The sequence below is a fragment of the Caldicellulosiruptor hydrothermalis 108 genome (assembly GCF_000166355.1).
GTDB classification, from domain to species: Bacteria; Bacillota; Thermoanaerobacteria; order Caldicellulosiruptorales; family Caldicellulosiruptoraceae; genus Caldicellulosiruptor; species Caldicellulosiruptor hydrothermalis.
Window position 1 is genome coordinate 1,733,415 of the sequence record NC_014652.1, and the last position, 17,478, is coordinate 1,750,892.

Consider the following 17,478-nt stretch of genomic DNA (forward strand, 5'->3'; position numbering starts at 1 on the left):
TCACTCCTTCAAAAAACTTTGTATATCAAATCTCCTACTCTTTAGTTTTTCAACTTCAATAATCTTTTGTATCTTTTCAGCAGCATCATCCACATTGTCATTTATAACACAATAGTCATATTCTGGCACAAGTTTTATCTCGTTCTTGGCAATCTCAAGCCTTGCTCTTATCTCATCTTCCGACTCAGTGCCTCTTTTTACAAGTCTTTTGTAAAGCTCTTCTATGGATGGTGGCAGTAAAAATATCAGTACTGCATCCGAAAATACTTTTTTAATCTGAAGTGCCCCTTTTGTCTCAATCTCCAAAATTACATCATAGCCTTTTTCCAATGCTTCAAAGACAAAGTCTTTGGGCGTACCATAATAGTTATTGTTATATTCAGCATATTCTAAAAATCTTTCATTTTTAATCTCTTCTTCAAATTGCTCGCGCGATACAAAAAAATAATTCACACCCTCTTTTTCTCCCGGTCGTGGCTTTCTTGTGGTCTTGGAGATAGAAAGCTTAATATTTGTATTTTTCTCAAGAAGCCTTCCAACAACTGTACCCTTTCCAGTTCCTGCAGGCCCTGAAATGACAATCAAAAGACCTTCTCTCATTTTTTGTCATCCTCATCCTCAACTTCAATGTCTTCTTCTTCAAACTCTTCTTCAGGTTCTATAATTCTGTGTGCTACCGTCTCTGGCTGAACAGAAGAAAGTATTACATAGTCAGCGTCAGTTATTATTACCGCTCTTGTTCTTCTGCCATATGTGGCATCAATCAGCATACCTCTTTCTCTTGCTTCCTGGATTATTCTTTTTATAGGTGCTGAATCAGGACTGACTATTGCTATCAGCCTGTTTGCTGAAACTATGTTACCAAATCCTATATTAATCAGTTTTATATTACCGCTATTGCTCAAAACAAACTCACCTCTATTCAATATTTTGAACTTGTTCACGGATTTTTTCAAGCTCATCTTTAAGACTTACAACACATTGGGAGATTTCAAAAATAGTAGACTTAGCGCCAATTGTATTTGTCTCTCTGTTCATCTCTTGAACTATAAAGTCAAGTTTTTTGCCTATACTTCCTCCAGCTTCTAAACACTCAGTAAACTGACTTATATGACTTTTTAGCCTCACAAGCTCTTCTGTTATATCGCTTTTGTCAGCAAACAGAGTTATCTCCAGCATAAGTCTGTTTTCGTCAATGTTTTTTAATTCCAAGTACTCACTTACCCGTTTGTAAAGTTTTTCTCTATAATTTTCAACCAAATCCTTTGAATACTCTTCTATTCTACTCGCCAAAGCTTTAATGGTTTCTAATCTCATCAGAATATCCTTTTTAAGATTTTCACCTTCTGTTTTTCTCATTTTATCTAAATTTCGAAGTGCCTCTTCAATACAATCCAAAAGCTCAGATTTAACAGTACTGATGTCAAGTTCTTCAGTCTCAATCACAAGGGCATCTGGAAGTTTTATAAAAGTCGAAAGGCTAAAATCGTCCTGAATTTCTGAAAAGTTTTCCCTAACCCTATTTATTGCTTCCAAGTATTGCTTCATTATCCCTATGTTGGGAATAATCCTGTAGTCTTTTTCGCTGAAGCTTTTAAAGTTAATGTATATATCAACCTTCCCGCGGCAAATATATTGCGAAACCACATTTTTTATCTCATTTTCAAATTTGATAAATTCTTTAGGCATCTTCAAGTTTATTTCCAAATATCTGTGGTTTACACTTCTTATGTCCACGCTGTACTCTCTCTCATTTATTATTCTTTTACATCCACCGTAGCCTGTCATACTTTTAATCATGATAATGCAACCAATCCTTTCAATGTTATTGTAAAAAAATCTTTATTCGAAGAAAAATAAAAACTCCTACTTGACTACTATCTATTTTAAAGTATTTTTACCCATAAAATCAAGAAAGGGTTATAATATTAGTTGAAGTAAAATATACTTTTGAAAAGCAAGGTGAAGTTAAAAATGATAATAGGCCTTGATGTTGGTGGTACAACCATCGACACAGTGGCAATAGAAAATGGAAAAGTTGTTGCATTTAAAAAATTCGAACGTGGTAGAAGTTTAATAGACTCTGCATTAGAAAGTTTAAACCAGTTTATATCTAAAGAGATGATTTCGAACCTTGAAAGAATAACACTCAGCACAACCGTCACCACTAACGCAATAGTTCAAAATAATTTAGATAAGGTTGGAATGATAATAGAAAACGGTATTGGAGCAAACCCTGAATTTTTAATGTGCGGCGATATGAATTTTTTTGCAGATGGATATATAAATAACAGAGGTATAGAGATAAACCCAGTAAATATCGAAAGCGTAAAGAGCGCTTTGCAAAGCTTTAAACAAGAAGGTATAGAAAACTTGGGCATTGTTGGCAAGTTCTCTGTTCGAAATCCACAGCATGAACTTAGTGTATTTAAGGCAGCTAAAGAATACAACTTTAAATTTGTGTCAGTTGGCTATAAACTTTCTGGCAAACTCAATTTTCCAAGAAGAGTTTTTTCCACATACCTCAATTGTGCAGTCTATAGTACATTTAATATGTTCTACAAGAGTATTTTAACATTTTCACAGGAAAGAAAAATTCCTCTTGAAAAGATATTTATTCAAAAGCCAGATGGTGGAATTGTAAACTTACAAAATATCGAAAGCTTTCCGATATTCTCTATTCTTTCAGGTCCAGCTGCATCTGCTCAAGGCGGATTTGTCTTATCTAATTTTGCAAAAAATGCAATCATAATTGACATTGGTGGAACAACAACTGACATTGCGTTCTTGTCAAACGGCAATCTTGTTCTTGAACCATATGGAGCAAAAATCGGAAAGTATCCTACATTGGTAAGAGCAATATATTCACGATCTGTGGGGCTGGGGGCAGAAAGTATTGTTAAAATAGTAGATGATACAGTTAAAATAGGACCAGAAACAAAAAGATGGTATGAAAAAGGCAAAAATGAGTTTATTACTTTTTACGATGTTCTTCAATTTTCAAATTCTTGTCATGAAAGTCCTATAAATGCTGGTTTAAAATCTTTATCTTCTCAGCTGAATATGAGCCAAGAAAACTTTTGTAAATTGGTGATAAGTAGGGCAGTCTCGATGATAGAAGAAAAAATCAAAGAGGGAATTGAGTACATCAATAATCTTCCAGTTTATACCATAAATAAGCTATTGTACGGAGAGAAATTCGCACCTCAGAAGATAATTCTAATTGGTGGACCGGCAGAACTTTTAAAACCTCATTTAGAGAACGAGCTTAAAATAAAAGTTGAAGTCCCGAAACATTACATGGTTGCAAACGCAATTGGTTGTGCGATTGGCTCAATCTCAAAAGAGTACAACTTAGTTGCAGACACTATCCAGGGCAAGATGGTAATCCCAGAGCTAAATATATATCAAAGTATTCCTGCAGATTTTACTATTGACCAGGCAAAGAAGGTTTTAATTGAAAAGGTCTTAGAGTGCAGAGAAGCTAAAAATCAAGACGATGTAGAGATTGTGGATGAAAGTTCTTTTAACATGATAAGAAGTTTTAAATTCTGCGGGAGAATGATTAGAATTAAAGCTCAGTTAAAACCCAAGCTTTTAAATTTGAGAGATTGATTTTTTGGGGAGTGAAACAAGATGTTAAAAGCAAAAAATAGTTTAGGGCTCATACTCTTTCCTGCCTTTGACTGGAGAATTTCTCCAACGCATCCTGAAAGAGAAGAAAGACTTTTGTATACAATTGACCAGATAGAAGAAGAGGGGCTTTTTGACTATGAAAATATAAAAATTTACAATCCCGAAATGATTGAGTCAAAATATATAGAGATGACCCATTTTTGCATCCCCGCTATTTCTTCAATTGTTACCGTATCTCACAAGATAGCTGCAGGCTCAGCAATAACTATTGCTAAAAAGGTTCTGTCAAAAGAAGTGGAAAAAGGATTTGCTCTCATCCGACCACCCGGCCATCATGCACACAGAATAACATATGGCGACAGAGGATTTTGTATTATAAACAATGAGGCGATAATGGTGGAATATCTAAGAAAAGAATATAAAATTAAAAAGATAGCAATAATAGACACTGACTGTCATCACGGTGATGGAACGCAGGATATCTTTTGGAACGACAAAGATGTCTTGTTTATTTCTCTGCACCAAGATGGCACAACCCTATATCCCGGCACGGGTTTTACTGACGAAATGGGGGGACCATCAGCAATTGGTTATACTTTGAATCTGCCTTTGCCACCCTATACTTCTGATGAAGGATTTTTGTACTGCTTAGACAATCTTATCATTCCTGTTTTAGAAGAATTCAAGCCTGATATCATAATAAACTCAGCAGGGCAGGACAACCATTATTCTGACCCACTGACAAACATGAACTTTTCTGCTCAAGGGTATGCAAAACTTACAGAAAAGCTAAGTCCAAATATTTCTGTTTTAGAAGGCGGGTATTCTATTGAAAGTGCTCTTCCTTACGTCAATTTGGGTATAATATTTGCATTTGCGGGTATTGATTATTCGAACATAAAAGAACCTGACTACAATCCTGAAAGACTTAAACAGTCTCAAAGAACAACTGATTACATCAAACGGCTTTGTGAACATGTATACAGTATATGGAAATCAAAGGAAGAAAGAGAATACAACATCAAAATGGCAAATCAAGATTATTATGTCAGAAAAAAATCTATTTATTATGACACAATGGGATTCAGAGAAAATCAGCTTGAAAAAATAAAGATCTGCAAAAAATGCTCAGGTCTAATATTAATAGACTCCCTTTGTTTGGGATATAGGGTTTTAGCCATAGTAATTCCACACGACGCATGTAATGACTGCGAAAATGAAGGTCACAAGCTCTTTGAAAATACTGAGGTTGGAGACTATTCTCATATACTTTTGCAGGATAAAAAGAGTTTTGAGTTTTTTAGAAAGCCATTATAAAAATTTTTATGTTTTTTGTTTTACATTAAAAGATACTTTTGCTTTCTCTCTTTTAATTTTTCACCATTTATGAGCACCAAGCTGCCCTGCTTGAATTTTAGTTTTTTGGCTAAATATTCGCACTTAATCTTCAAAAGATAAAAAACATTGGCTTGAACATCTTCAAAGTCATCCACAGTCTCAAAGTTTGCCTGCCCTTTTGAAATAATCACATCAGCAGTAGATATAAGATTTTTGACTTGCTCAGAAACAAAGTCTTTTGGGACTCCCAAAAGCCCTGCTCCGCTCTCAACAACATTTGCTATTCTGCTCATAGAAACTTCCTCTGCATCTTCTTTTGTGGCATCGTTGAGAACAGGTCCAGACTTTACAATGTAATAAACATTTTTCCCCATTTCTCTCAAGATTTCTACCAATACCTTATCAAACACAATCTCACCTGCATTGTCACCGACAATCACTACATCTTTTGCCTTCTCAATCTTTTCCTTTAAAAGAGGATAGTCATCAATCCAAAATCCAAAATCAAACGCGTGTTCCAATTCCTTATCAATATCAAAATCTCTCTGAATCCCCAAGTCAATAACATTGCCTGCAACAGAAACTTTCAACGCTTCATAAAGAGGATCATCAGCTGTTTCGACTTTTTCTTTCACTCTTGGATACAGTTCAAGTGCCAATTTGTTCGAGGATTTTTTCGCTTCATAATATGGGTCTGGATTATTTATAAACTCATATGTCTTTAGCAATACAAGTGAAGAGTTATACGCTGGTGAGGCAGAAGGCTCCAAAGTTTTTACGAAATCCATAAGATTATAGAGCACTTCTATCTTTTTTTCATCGGGAACTTTTATCATCTCCATACATGAAACTGCCTGTTTTAGGTAGCAGTGAATGCAATCAACAAGGCTCTTCAATTTAAAGCTCACTCCTTTGGAAGTTAAATTCTTTAGCCAAGCTACAAAATAAAGTATTAATAACTCTTGATTTGTTGTCAAGAAGAATATTATAATTGTATATGTCACACACGCTCCATTAGCTCAGTGGCAGAGCAGTCGATTCGTAATCGACCGGTCGGGGGTTCGAATCCCCCATGGAGCTCCAAAAATATTAGAAAATCAAGATATTTCGTCTTATAACGTATCATAAAATTTTATAGAATTTTGCATTATGGATTAGCAAGAAATTTGCAAAGCTGAAAAACAAGCGAGGCGGAGGGTATGTTGGACGAATAAAAAATAAAAACGATTTTTGGACATGATCAAGGCAATCTTTATACACTATTAAGTAAGCTCTATCTGTATGTGGGTTATAGTTAAAATCTTTTAAAGTTTGTTTGTAATCTTTAATATCCATATCAACACTCTCCTCAAAATTAATTAAATATAGTATTCTCCATTTTTTAATTTTCTTTCAAAAACAATACAATTCCATAATAAATACAAAAAGAGTAAATATCGCCCAAAAAACCTTCTACAACTTTTTGACACTACCCTTTTATATGTTTATCATCTTTGGTCCCCCTGGTTCCACCAACATATTGTCAATATATATCCACCTAACGAAGTGATTAAAAGACACACATAGCTTAAAATATTCAATTCTCTCCTAAGTTCTTCACCTGCCATTCCAGAATAAATTGCTGGAATGGTCCACGGGAAATATTGACCAAATCCAAGGTAGGGTGCAAAATTTGCCAATAATAATACCATTATTAGAAAACCAAGTGGTGCCAAATATCCTCGTGCTCGTAAAGCAAAAAACGAAATTGGTGTTCCGAGACTTATCACCATGCTTACTACCACAAAATATTTCTTAACAATTGATAATATGATATCATAATCCCATCTGGGTAATTTTAAAATTAAGCCAACAACAAAGCTTAAAATTAAATCTGAAATTGCCAGCATAACACACAACAAAAGATAGACAATATATTTAGAGTTTAAGATAACAGAGCGGGAAATAGGTAAAGAGAGCAAATCTCTATAAGTATTATCTGAGTATTCTCTACCAAAAACAAAACTTGCAACAAACCCAAATGCAATTATTCCAACCAACCCAGTTCCTTGAGTAAGAAAGGTACCAAGATACGAAACCCAATCTACGGGTATGGAAAGCGTTGAAGTTTTTATTCTTAAAATACTTGATTCTGGAATCAAATTGGGATTTTCTATGAAGTACATTATAACACCACCCATTATGGGTACTAAAGCGTAGACCATAAAAACTATCCACACAATTATCGATCTCTTAAGTTTTTTTAATTCAACAATAGTTGCTATTAAAATATCTGCCATTATTCATTCCTCCTTGTATAATTATTTTTAGCCTTTTGCAAAAACGCTCAAGATGAGCGTTATCAAGCTTTACATAGAATCAAAAAAGACTGGTCACCCTCCTCATAATTGTAGTAAAATATGATTATATAAAACAAATTTTCTACTATGAGGAGGGTTCCAAAATGTTCAACACCAAACCTAAACAACTTTCTTTCATAGACCTATTCTCCCACCTAAAGGCTTCGGCTCTCTACAAGCCTGAAAGCCTCTTGGGCTTGTTCAATAAATTCATTGACTTGTCACATTATATACCTTCTTCTTTCTACAATGCCTACTACAAATATTTCGGTAAGCATAGATACTTTTCTTTAGAATCTATGCTTTGTTGCTTCCTCGTCCAAAAATTGCTCAAACTCAATACTTTAACTCAGCTTCGTGCTGTCTTACTCAACTCATTCGAACTTCGCTCATTTTGTAATCTTCATGGCAATGTCCCTTCTATCTCTACTCTCTCTCGCTTTAGAAAAATATTTGCAAGTGAAATCCATAAACTTTTTCAAAATATCTCTATCCATGCACATAATATTTCCATCCAACAATGCCCTCAAGATTCTTCAATCTTAATCTTCGACACAACAGGTATTGTCCCAAAGGTTCGTGAAAACAATCCTAAATTCATTCATCTACTGCTGAAAAATACCTCAAAAGCTAACCCTGAACTTCCCTCTGAAAAAGTCTACTCTCTCGTTTATTCTTCTTTGCCTAAAACTGCTAACGCTAATTCTAACATCCGTCTTATGTTTGTAAATGGCCATTTCTGCTGGGCTTTAAAATTTGCAGTCATTGCCAACGCTCTCGGTATCCCTTTAGCTTTAGTACCTCTGTTTAACTATGATTCCCCTTCCTCTGACCCACAAGAAGCAAAAGCTATCTCCGACTCTAAAGGTTTAATTCCTTCGCTCGAAACTTTATTCTCTTATATCCCCAAAAATTTCTCCACTTTCATCGCCGACAGTGCTTTGGATTCCCACAACATATACTCCACTTTAAAAAATACCTTTAACTTCTCCAAAATCGTTATTCCACTAAATACAAGAGCTTCTAAAAATACTACACCTACATCAGACCCCAATATCGTTATTTCTGAAGATGGTATCCCTATCTGCAAAAAGTTCAACAAACCTTTTAAACCCGAAGGCAAATGTCAGGGTAAAAATCGCTCTTTGCGCCTTAAATGGACTTGCCCTATGTCACAATACAAAGATGGCAAACGCATCTGCTCTTGCCCTCAGCCTTGTACTACCTCTAAATCGGGTAGAATGTTCTATACATACCCAGATAACTTTCGCTCTTTCCCAGGTATCAACAGAAATTCACAAGAGTTTTTTGACCTCTACAAAAAACGTGTCGCTGTAGAGCAGACTATTTACCACCTGAAATCCTACATGGGCTCTGATACTATCTCTACTTATGACCATATTTCTATTTTCTCTGATTTCTTGCTATCTGCCATTACTTTCTCGCTCTTGTTTATTCTCGCTCACAATATCAAACTCTATTGCTCTAAATTGACTATCAAAAAACTTAACAAGCTCAAAAAACTTATCGCTTAATACTACTATTTTTTAAATCTATTTCTTACAAAAAATTTCTGGTTTTGTTTTTACTTAACCTTCTAAAACAAGGAGTTAAGAAGGCTTAGGATATTATTGTCTTTTTTGAAGTTGTTAATTTTTGTCATATGTTTGTTGCTGATTATTTTTGTTGGTATTGATAATATTTGGTTTTCACTTCTCTTTTCTTTTTGTATCTTGATTGTATTTCATGTTAGTATTGGTGCCTTTTACCTTCAATCACCACCTATTTTGCAAACGCCTATAATTATTTTCGTAAGACACATCAAAAAAATTCCAATAAAATAACAACCAAAGTTTCGGTTAACATAAGATTTTAAGACGCATCGACTAAAATAACATTTCTAATCCATCCTCTTTGAGAGGAAAGCAGCGCAAAATCACTTCTCGCTGCTTGTGGCTTCTAATCTTTAGCCACTTTTTAAACACTATCTTTAACGCTGGCCTCTTGCCAGCCTTGCTAACTTTGATATAATTCTTTCTATCTGGGCATGGAATTTAATGTCCTTACCCCCCTGGGTGCGGATTTTTAAATCCCGCTTACCCGCAAACGAGACTATTATTCCATTCCAGGTAAGTCTAAACTATTTGGCTGGTTGAGGCCAGCTTAAAACCTAATTAAAGCTGGTTCCTCGTATCACTTGCAAGGTTGTATACTTACCTTCGCTCGGAATGGAAAACTCATGCCCTAATTCAATTTTAAAACTACTTACGAGGAGGTCTTACGCCATGAACTTAAAACCTATTGCCGGGATTGATGTCTCTAAATATTTCAGCGAAATGGTGGTTATCTCTCCTACAAATGAAATAATCGCTCGCTTGACTATCCATCACAACAATCCCTCTGACTTTGATAGGGCTATCGAAATCCTTAAAAAAGTTGAAGAGGATTTCGCGGCTCGCCCTACCATCGTCATGGAAGCCACAGGGCATTACCACAAAATCCTCTCCCGCTTCTTTACTTCTAATGGCTGGGATGTTGCAATTATCAACCCCATCCAATCTAATTCTATCAAAAATGCGGGAGTTAGAAAAGTAAAAAATGATAAAATTGATGCCCTGTGGATTGCCTTAACTTTCAGACTTACTAACTCTACTACAGCACAACCTTCATCTGAAATCCTTGACTGCTTGAAAAACCTATGCCGTCAGTATTACAACCTCAGCGATGAGTTAACCTCTTACAAATATAGACTTACTTCTGTCGTCGACCAAATTATGCTCAATTTCAAAGAGGTCTTCCCTGACATTTGCTCTAAAACATCTTTGGCTATACTTGAAAACTACCCCACTCCAAACGATATCTTGGGCGCTGACACCGAAAAACTTATTTCCATCATTCAGCAAACTTCTAAAAAAAGCTACCAATGGGCTAAAGAAAAATACGAACTACTCATTGCAAAAGCTAAAGAATTTAAGTCTTTTTCTATCTCCAACTTGGCAAATGTTACTATGCTTAAAGTCTATATTAACATGGTCTTAACTTTACAGCAAAACATCGACAAAATTTTTGAATCCATAAATCAACTTGTTCAGCAGTCTTCACAGACTCAGCCTTCTATATCCGAAAATATTAACCTTCTTCAATCTATCCCCGGCATAGGTTTTCTATCCGCTGCAACTATCCTTGCTGAAATAGGTGATTTCGAAAAATTTTCAAAACCCAATAAACTTGTTGCCTTCTTTGGCATTGATCCTTCCGTAAATCAATCCGGGCAATTTGTCGGCACAAAAAACAAAATGTCTAAACGTGGCTCTAAAATCTTGCGAAGAATCTTATTTACAATTGCTCTTGCTAATATCAGAACCAAAAGAGATTCTAAGCCTTGTAATCCTGTGCTATTCGAATACTATCAGAAAAAATGCCAACAAAAGCCTAAAAAAGTTGCATTAGGCGCTGTTATGAGAAAAATTATTTGTATCATCTTTGCTGTTATGCGTGATAAAAAACCTTTTGAACTTAGAACTCCTGAGGAACATATTCGAAGATGCTTTAATAACACTGCTGTTTATTGCGTATAAATAGTTGTTTTATTAATGAAACATTAGTTAACCATAATATGTGCTCAGCCTCCATATGTTATGTCAACTTCTAATGGATGGCTTACCTTCTTATACCCTTTTAAAAGAATTTTCTACCATAAAATGTTATCAAAAATTTTTTAAAAAACTCTTGACTTTAATTAGCTGGTCTCGTTTCTTATGTTTCTGATAAAGAAAGATTCTAAATCCTCTTCAAAAGGATAGAGTTTATACGGAGGCAAGCCATTATTTGTTAGGAACTTACATATTTCGTCAGATCTACTTAATGCTCTCTCATCTAAAATTTCAATTTCATTTTTGGTGTTTATAGACGGTACCCATCCTTTTTGCTTTAATAGTTCTATAGCTTTATAATTATCTTTTGTAGAAATCACTAATCTCTTTTTGAGTTGCTTTTCTAATTGCACAGATGTTAGTTCTTTTACAAGTTTTCCCCTATGAATAATTCCTATTTTTGTTGCTATCTTTGCAAGCTCGGCAAGAATATGACTTGAAACAAAAATTGTAGTTCCATTTTGAGAAAGCTCTCTCAGCATTTCTCTTACTTCAATTATCCCAATAGGATCTAATCCATTTAGCGGTTCGTCCAAAATTAGCAATTTAGGTTTATGGATTAACGCCTTTGCAAGTCCTAACCTTTGTAAGTTACCAAGTGATAAATTTTTTGCAAGTATATTCTGATACTCATTAAGTTTCAATTTTTCTATAATGTTATCTATAAGTGTCTTTTCTTTAAGTTTCCTTAACATAAAAAATAATTCCAGATTTTCTCTAACAGTAAGATTAGGGTAAGCATATGTGGATTCTACTATGTATCCTATATCATTCCACTGCTCAAAACCTTTAGCTATATCCTTTCCAAACAAAAATACTTTTCCATCAGTTGGTTTCATCATTCTAAGCAACATTCGTATTGTTGTAGTTTTTCCAGCACCATTCAAGCCTACAAATCCGTAAATTTCTCCCTCTTCTATCTCAATATTAATTTTATTAACAGCTATAAAACTTTTGAATTTTTTACTTAAATCTTCTGTGATTATTACTTTCATTTCTATCTCCTCCAAAAACATATTGCCTAATGAGTTGTGTGTATTTATCATACTTCCTCTTTTATTTGATTTTCTCAAAACTCATAAGATTTGAGATAGTTTCTCAATAAAAAAGATATTCAAAAATCTTTAACATCAATACTTTGTATCCCTTGTGTTTTTGTGTTCTCGTATTTTTGAAATTTTATCACAAGGAAATATCTCTCTATCTCTCCCATAGATATTTTTTCTTATAATAGTTACATTCTTCTATGCAACAACTTCATCGAAAAAAAAAGACATATTTAGCTCACTCACCTATTCAATTTCTTTTAAATAAAGCCATAAACATACGGGACAACATGGCATAAATATCCTCTTAACCACGGTATATTTTCTACCGTTAAATAATTCAATAATTTGTTATGTCTGATAAAGGTATATTTTAGCCCAATCCTCTTTTTAGATCCAAATCTTTAAAACCATCATCTACGGTTTTAGAAAAACCATCTTTTCTTTCATACTTAATTGGTTCACCATTTTCATCAAACAGAAAAATTCTTATATACTTTTTTATACTTTCTTGTGGAGTAATATTATCATTTGTATTTTTATAATCAATCATAATAAAAACCTCCCCTAATAAAATGTAATACTACTTATATATTCTCCAAAAATGTAAGCTGTCCCTTTTAATTCCCATTAAAAATTTTTTCTTTACCCTTCTTTTTATGATTTAGATACATTATTTTTATTTTCTTACATAATTTCAACATAGCACATTAATACTTATGGCATTATAAAAGTTAAAAAAAACTATTCTTAAAATTTCTGATATAAAGTTTTTACACCTGTAATTAACACATGTTATAATACAGCTATAGAAGGAGAAGGTGAACTTGAAACCAAAGGAATTAATAAAAAATACTCAAAAAAGATGGATGGTATGAAGTTAGACAGAAAGGAAGTTAGATAATGGCAGATAAATACATTTTCCCAGCTATTTTTGAACCGAGTGAAAACGGTGGATATCGTGTTACTTTCCCCGATTTACCTGGATGCATAACAGAAGGCAAAACACTTGAAGAAGCTTTATATATGGCTAAAGATGCTTTGGAATTACATTTATATGGCTTAGAAGAAGACAACGAGGAAATCCCTGAACCTACTCCACCTGAAAAGTTAGATATTCCAAAAGGTGCTTTTGTTGTTCCAATTGTTGTTTATATGCCACCAGTGAGAGAAGAAATGGCAAACAAAAGTGTAAATAAGACTGTAACCTTACCAAGGTGGTTAAATAAAGCTGCCGAAGAAGCTCATATTAATTTTTCTCAAGTTTTACAGCAAGCCTTAAAAGAAAAGCTCGGTATAAAAGACCGTAATTAGAAGGACTGACTTCTCATTTTTTTTTAAAAGCCATTAATTCTTGGCTTCTCAAACAGATAACTGAGTTTCATTACTTTAGCTTTGTTTATTCCTCGGCAAAAAGGAAAAGAAAGTAAATTTGTTAGTTTTTACAACACCTCTTTGATTAGGGCAAAATCTATTTCAAGGTCTTCAAAGATACAAACCTTGACCTTGTCACTGAAGGTGTAAACTTCTGGCGGCAGATAATCTTCATTGTCTTTGAGTCTGTATACCAAAATTGTTTGGTTGTTTGGATTTACAATCCAATATTCTTTGACTTTAAACTGTGTGTAAAGATTGAGTTTTCGGATATAATCATGTGAAAAATTGCTCTCTGATACAACCTCAATTATCATCTCAGGAGCTCCAACACAGCCTCTTTCAGTAGTAAGTTTTTTCTTATCACATATGATTGATATATCAGGCTGGACAACATTTGTTGCTTTGCTCTCATCCTGCCCTTCCTCTACAAGGACAACATCAAACGGAGCTGTGTATAACTTGCAGGACTTATTAGAAGATTTGAGATAATTTTTTATCAATGTTGCAAGCTCTATTACAATTTCCTGGTGTACCCTTGACGGTACAGGGCCCATATCATAAATAACACCATCAATAAGCTCTACCCTTGCGTCTTCAGGCAGCTCAAGGTAATCTGCATAGGTATAAACCTTAGGTATCCTTGCTTCCATTTAAATCACCTTTTTCTTAGATTTTGTTCATAAGATTTAAATCATTTATCAGCTCTACTTTCCATAATGGAATTACATATCTTAAAATATTCTATCACATTGTAAAAAGTTTGTCTTCATCTTCACCTACTCAAAATACTCTAAAAACAAAAACCGCCATCTTATTTGAATTTACAACACAGATGGCGGTAAATCTTTTAAAAGTTATTTTTTGTGGTTTAACGCAACCAGAACACATGCGTTATAAATTGGAACTATACTATTCTTCTCACATAGCTCAACAAGCTCACTGCTTTCGGCTCCTGGCTGAAACCAAACATACTTTACTCCTATTTTGGCTGCCTGTTCAATATATGATTTTCCTCTTTTTGGTGCAACAACCATACTCACACAATCTATTCTCTGATTTAAATCCAACAACGTCTTGTATACCTTGTCATCCTCAATCTCATCATACAAAGGATTTATAGCAAACACATTGTAGCCTTTCTCTTTGAGCTTTTTGTAGACCATGTATCCATATTTTTGCTTGTTTGGTGTTGCACCAACCACAGCCCAGTTTTTAAAACTCAACGCTGACGCAATAGCTTCTGAATTCATATCTTTCCACCTCATTTTCTGCTCATAATAAAGTTATAAACCACATCCAGCCTGCTATCGTCAAATTCAAACGTGTCTTTCCCAATTGAAATCAAAAGTTTATTACCCACAACATTCATCCTCAGGTCCTCACCGTACTTGTCTTTATACATTTTCTTAAGGCTGAGCATAAACTGCTTCACATTTTCTTTTCTGTACTCAAACAAGAACTCATCAACAGCATCAACAATATCGTATTCTTTCACAACCACCGGGTCACGCAAAACACCTTCTCCTCTTATTTCAACAAAGTTTGACTTCCTGTCAAATATAATCTTGAACTCGTTCGCCTTTGTCTCATACATAAGCTCTTTAAACCCTTCTGAAACATTATAGGTAATAACAGAGAAGAATCTATCCGACGGATATATTATCCGGGAAATATCGACGCAGGCTTCAATAATATTATCTATCAAATAAGTATCCAACTTTTCTGCTAAAGCTGCCTCTTTAAATTTTATTGCAAACTCATTATAATCTTTGTAGGGAATATTAGTGAATTTGTCTTTTTCAAGCTCTTTCAAGTCTTCTACGAAAAAGTAAGCAAAACCTGCGTTGCCGTTTTCAATGTCGTATTCCTCAAAGGAGTAGCCCATAACTAAAGCGTACCTTTTCATGGCTCTCCCCTCCATTCAAAAAACATTTCTTATATATTATATACCACTCAAACGCACATTTGTATTAAAAAATTTTTAAAAAATATTTTCAATCTTGAGTAAAATCATCTCCCTGACATGACGAATATAAAACTTGAGAAGACTTATCTCGCTGAGCAAAAGAGTTCTGTCTTGTTCCAAAAGATATTCTTTTATTTTTGTGAGCTCTTCGTCTATCTTATCTATTTCTTGGTGCTCAATTAGCATCGCCCAGCTTTTTTTGTATTCACCCCACTTTTTTACTATATCAAGGTAATTTGAATTTGCAAACTTGTAGTCGTTTTTAATAACATTTTCATACAATCCAGACAGGTCACTTTCAATCTTGTCAGCAGCACCTAATATTATATGCGTTGAAATTAGCATAAGTACAATTACTAAAATGAGAAAACCTGCAACTGTAGCCCATACCTTCACTTGTTTTTTCCCTCCTTTTTTTGAACAAACCAGTTGCCCTCAGGATCAATGCAGGCAAAAAAAACATCCTGTACGCTATCTATTCCTCTTTTTTTAATCTCTGTGAGCACCTGCTCCAATGTTAAATTGGCATATTTCAAAGACTCTTCTTTTATCTTGCCATCGACAATTACACTTATAGGAATTCCTTCATACTTTGTTGGTATCCCTAAATCAGCAGGAGTAACATATCTTTTTTGAGACTTCGGAATCACAGAGATATCTCCATCAGTCTCCAGTATAGCGTATTCTATATCATGAATATTGAAAAATCCTTTTATTCTCAGCTGTTCCATAAGGTCATTCAAGCTATACTGCGTTTTCCTTAGTGCATCTTCTAAGATTTTTCCTTTTGCTATCAAAATGGTAGGGCTTCCACACACAAGTCTTTTTATAAAATCAGATTTCAAGCTTCCAAATGTGATTAACGTTTGCAAAAATAAAAGGGTTAAAATAGGAATGATACCGTTTATGAGAGGTACACCTGTGTTTTGCATTGGAACAGCCGCAAGCTCAGAAATCATTATTGTAATGACAAGTTCAAACGGCTGAAGTTCGCCCATCTGTCTTTTCCCCATAAGTCTCATAACCAACACAACCAATACATACAAGATTAACGTTCTAATAAAAATGGTTATAACCATAAAAATACCCCTTTCTTTGGAATTTCTATTTGCTATCTTTTCCAAAGAGAAGGGGTTTTATTCTCAATTTTATTTTTTGCGTTTTCTGTACATTGCTTTCCTGTTCCATTTCTTGCTGGGTCTGCAAAATCCAATTGTAATCAGATATTTCTTAAAAAGTTGGGGTTTTGAAGCAAAATAATCTTCGCTTTTACTTCTTTCAATCCACTTTATCAGATAGAAGATTTTTCTTTTTTCTACTCCTTCATAGATTAAAAACCTCATCCTTCTTTTTAAATGTATGTTATTACTATATTCCAGGATTATTCCAAATATCTTGTAAGCACTTTTTAACTCATGAGAATTTAAAAGGTGAAAAAATAGAGAAACAATAAGCTCAAAAATCCCTGTTAAATACTTATCTTCATTTTTTATTTGTGATAAAATCCTGAGGGCTTCATCATTTGCGAATATAGGTTCTAAAAGATTATAGTTAAACTGAAAAGGGTAACTCTTAAGAAACTCCTTCAAAATTAAAAGTTTTTCACCGACTTTTTCTTTATTGTTCTCCTGTAAATCTCTTTTCAAACCTTTTAATAGTGCATTGAGAAAATTGATGGGATAGCTGTTTTTATACAACTTCAAAAAACAGACAATGACTATGACTATGTCTGCGACAGAAAGCACAATAGAAAAGTTTATTCCTTTTATTATCCACTTGTATGAAACTCCTATTGTATTTACTACCGACAGCATGAACATAATATGCAAAGTTGTAAGCAGCATAGTCAAAACAAGCATATCGTTTAAACAGAGATAAAATATAAAAGAGCAAACCTTTTGAGAATATTTTGCTCTGAGAACTCTCAGCACAAATGAAACGGTAATTGCCACTCCAAAATAAACAAATATCTGCAGAGCAAAAAGCCATGTAAGTAATCTATTTGCACTGAGTTTGTCGTACGAAACTGTGGTTGGAGACAACAAATAAATAACTCCAACAAGCAAAATAGAGGAAAGCAGCTGCTTCCCCCTACCTGTCTTAATCTTCTTTATCATTTTACT

At 34.1% G+C, this 17,478-nt stretch carries 19 protein-coding genes and 1 tRNA gene; 6 read left to right on the plus strand and 14 right to left on the minus strand.

Annotated features, from left to right (window positions below; genetic code table 11):
- Genes gmk through CALHY_RS08620 form a run of 3 tightly spaced genes read right to left on the minus strand, consistent with a single transcriptional unit; the run spans nt 1 to nt 1,800 of the window.
- The gene (gmk, locus tag CALHY_RS08610) at nt 1-600 is read right to left on the minus strand and encodes a guanylate kinase (RefSeq protein WP_013403577.1); all 600 of its coding nucleotides are present in this window, start codon (nt 598-600) and stop codon (nt 1-3) included.
- A complete protein-coding gene (gene remA / locus CALHY_RS08615; protein ID WP_041723413.1) occupies nt 597-887 on the minus strand; it encodes an extracellular matrix/biofilm regulator RemA in 291 nt (96 codons plus the stop codon). The genes gmk and remA overlap by 4 nt, the downstream gene beginning before the upstream one ends.
- A gap of 31 nt (nt 888-918) precedes the next feature.
- Nucleotides 919-1,800 (minus strand): YicC/YloC family endoribonuclease, encoded by an 882-nt coding sequence (locus CALHY_RS08620; RefSeq protein WP_013403579.1) that lies wholly within the window; start codon nt 1,798-1,800, stop codon nt 919-921.
- 174 nt (nt 1,801-1,974) lie between these two features.
- On the opposite strand from CALHY_RS08620, the gene CALHY_RS08625 reads away from it, so the two are divergent.
- Entirely contained in the window at nt 1,975-3,615 is a 1,641-nt protein-coding gene (locus CALHY_RS08625) for a hydantoinase/oxoprolinase family protein (protein ID WP_013403580.1), read from the plus strand.
- A 21-nt stretch (nt 3,616-3,636) separates the two neighbouring features.
- A complete protein-coding gene (locus tag CALHY_RS08630) occupies nt 3,637-4,953 on the plus strand; it encodes a histone deacetylase family protein (RefSeq protein ID WP_013403581.1) in 1,317 nt (438 codons plus the stop codon).
- A 20-nt stretch (nt 4,954-4,973) separates the two neighbouring features.
- On the opposite strand, the gene CALHY_RS08635 is transcribed toward CALHY_RS08630, so the two are convergent.
- On the minus strand, nt 4,974-5,870 hold the full coding sequence (locus CALHY_RS08635) for a damage-control phosphatase ARMT1 family protein (protein WP_013403582.1): 897 nt from the start codon (nt 5,868-5,870) through the stop codon (nt 4,974-4,976).
- Between the two features lie 112 nt (nt 5,871-5,982).
- On the opposite strand from CALHY_RS08635, the gene CALHY_RS08640 reads away from it, so the two are divergent.
- Nucleotides 5,983-6,057: transfer RNA gene (locus CALHY_RS08640), tRNA-Thr, on the plus strand.
- 39 nt (nt 6,058-6,096) lie between these two features.
- On the opposite strand, the gene CALHY_RS08645 is transcribed toward CALHY_RS08640, so the two are convergent.
- Nucleotides 6,097-6,309 carry a hypothetical protein gene (locus tag CALHY_RS08645; RefSeq protein ID WP_013403583.1) on the minus strand — a complete coding sequence of 71 codons (213 nt, stop codon included), beginning with the start codon at nt 6,307-6,309 and terminating at the stop codon, nt 6,097-6,099.
- 152 nt (nt 6,310-6,461) lie between these two features.
- Nucleotides 6,462-7,253, minus strand: coding sequence for an ABC transporter permease (locus tag CALHY_RS08650; protein ID WP_013403584.1), 792 nt, complete (start codon nt 7,251-7,253; stop codon nt 6,462-6,464).
- A gap of 164 nt (nt 7,254-7,417) precedes the next feature.
- On the opposite strand from CALHY_RS08650, the gene CALHY_RS08655 reads away from it, so the two are divergent.
- Together CALHY_RS08655 and CALHY_RS08665 are read left to right on the plus strand one after the other, a co-directional pair.
- Complete coding sequence (locus CALHY_RS08655; protein ID WP_013403585.1) at nt 7,418-8,848, plus strand: ISNCY-like element ISCahy1 family transposase; 1,431 nt, start codon at nt 7,418-7,420, stop codon at nt 8,846-8,848.
- A gap of 750 nt (nt 8,849-9,598) precedes the next feature.
- Nucleotides 9,599-10,891, plus strand: coding sequence for an IS110 family RNA-guided transposase (locus tag CALHY_RS08665; RefSeq protein WP_013402778.1), 1,293 nt, complete (start codon nt 9,599-9,601; stop codon nt 10,889-10,891).
- Between the two features lie 161 nt (nt 10,892-11,052).
- Here the strand turns inward: CALHY_RS08665 and CALHY_RS08670 are convergent, their stop codons facing one another.
- Complete coding sequence (locus CALHY_RS08670; RefSeq protein WP_041723415.1) at nt 11,053-11,961, minus strand: ABC transporter ATP-binding protein; 909 nt, start codon at nt 11,959-11,961, stop codon at nt 11,053-11,055.
- Between the two features lie 424 nt (nt 11,962-12,385).
- Entirely contained in the window at nt 12,386-12,565 is a 180-nt protein-coding gene (locus tag CALHY_RS08675) for a hypothetical protein (protein WP_013403587.1), read from the minus strand.
- A gap of 350 nt (nt 12,566-12,915) precedes the next feature.
- Here CALHY_RS08675 and CALHY_RS08680 point away from each other — a divergent pair, with 350 nt between their 5' ends.
- Nucleotides 12,916-13,326, plus strand: coding sequence for a type II toxin-antitoxin system HicB family antitoxin (locus CALHY_RS08680; RefSeq protein WP_013403588.1), 411 nt, complete (start codon nt 12,916-12,918; stop codon nt 13,324-13,326).
- A gap of 128 nt (nt 13,327-13,454) precedes the next feature.
- On the opposite strand, the gene CALHY_RS08685 is transcribed toward CALHY_RS08680, so the two are convergent.
- From CALHY_RS08685 to CALHY_RS08710, 6 genes are all read right to left on the minus strand, one after another.
- Nucleotides 13,455-14,039 carry a Uma2 family endonuclease gene (locus CALHY_RS08685; protein WP_013403589.1) on the minus strand — a complete coding sequence of 195 codons (585 nt, stop codon included), beginning with the start codon at nt 14,037-14,039 and terminating at the stop codon, nt 13,455-13,457.
- Between the two features lie 204 nt (nt 14,040-14,243).
- Nucleotides 14,244-14,639: a CoA-binding protein gene (locus CALHY_RS08690; protein ID WP_013403590.1), complete on the minus strand. Its 396-nt coding sequence runs from the start codon at nt 14,637-14,639 to the stop codon at nt 14,244-14,246.
- 11 nt (nt 14,640-14,650) lie between these two features.
- Nucleotides 14,651-15,295, minus strand: coding sequence for a hypothetical protein (locus CALHY_RS08695; protein WP_013403591.1), 645 nt, complete (start codon nt 15,293-15,295; stop codon nt 14,651-14,653).
- A gap of 75 nt (nt 15,296-15,370) precedes the next feature.
- Nucleotides 15,371-15,751: a DUF4363 family protein gene (locus CALHY_RS08700; RefSeq protein WP_013403592.1), complete on the minus strand. Its 381-nt coding sequence runs from the start codon at nt 15,749-15,751 to the stop codon at nt 15,371-15,373.
- Nucleotides 15,748-16,434 carry a YetF domain-containing protein gene (locus CALHY_RS08705; protein ID WP_013403593.1) on the minus strand — a complete coding sequence of 229 codons (687 nt, stop codon included), beginning with the start codon at nt 16,432-16,434 and terminating at the stop codon, nt 15,748-15,750. Before CALHY_RS08705 ends, CALHY_RS08700 begins: the two co-directional genes overlap by 4 nt.
- Nucleotides 16,435-16,503: 69 nt before the next feature.
- Entirely contained in the window at nt 16,504-17,472 is a 969-nt protein-coding gene (locus CALHY_RS08710; protein ID WP_013403594.1) for a hypothetical protein, read from the minus strand.
- Nucleotides 17,473-17,478: the final 6 nt, after the last annotated feature.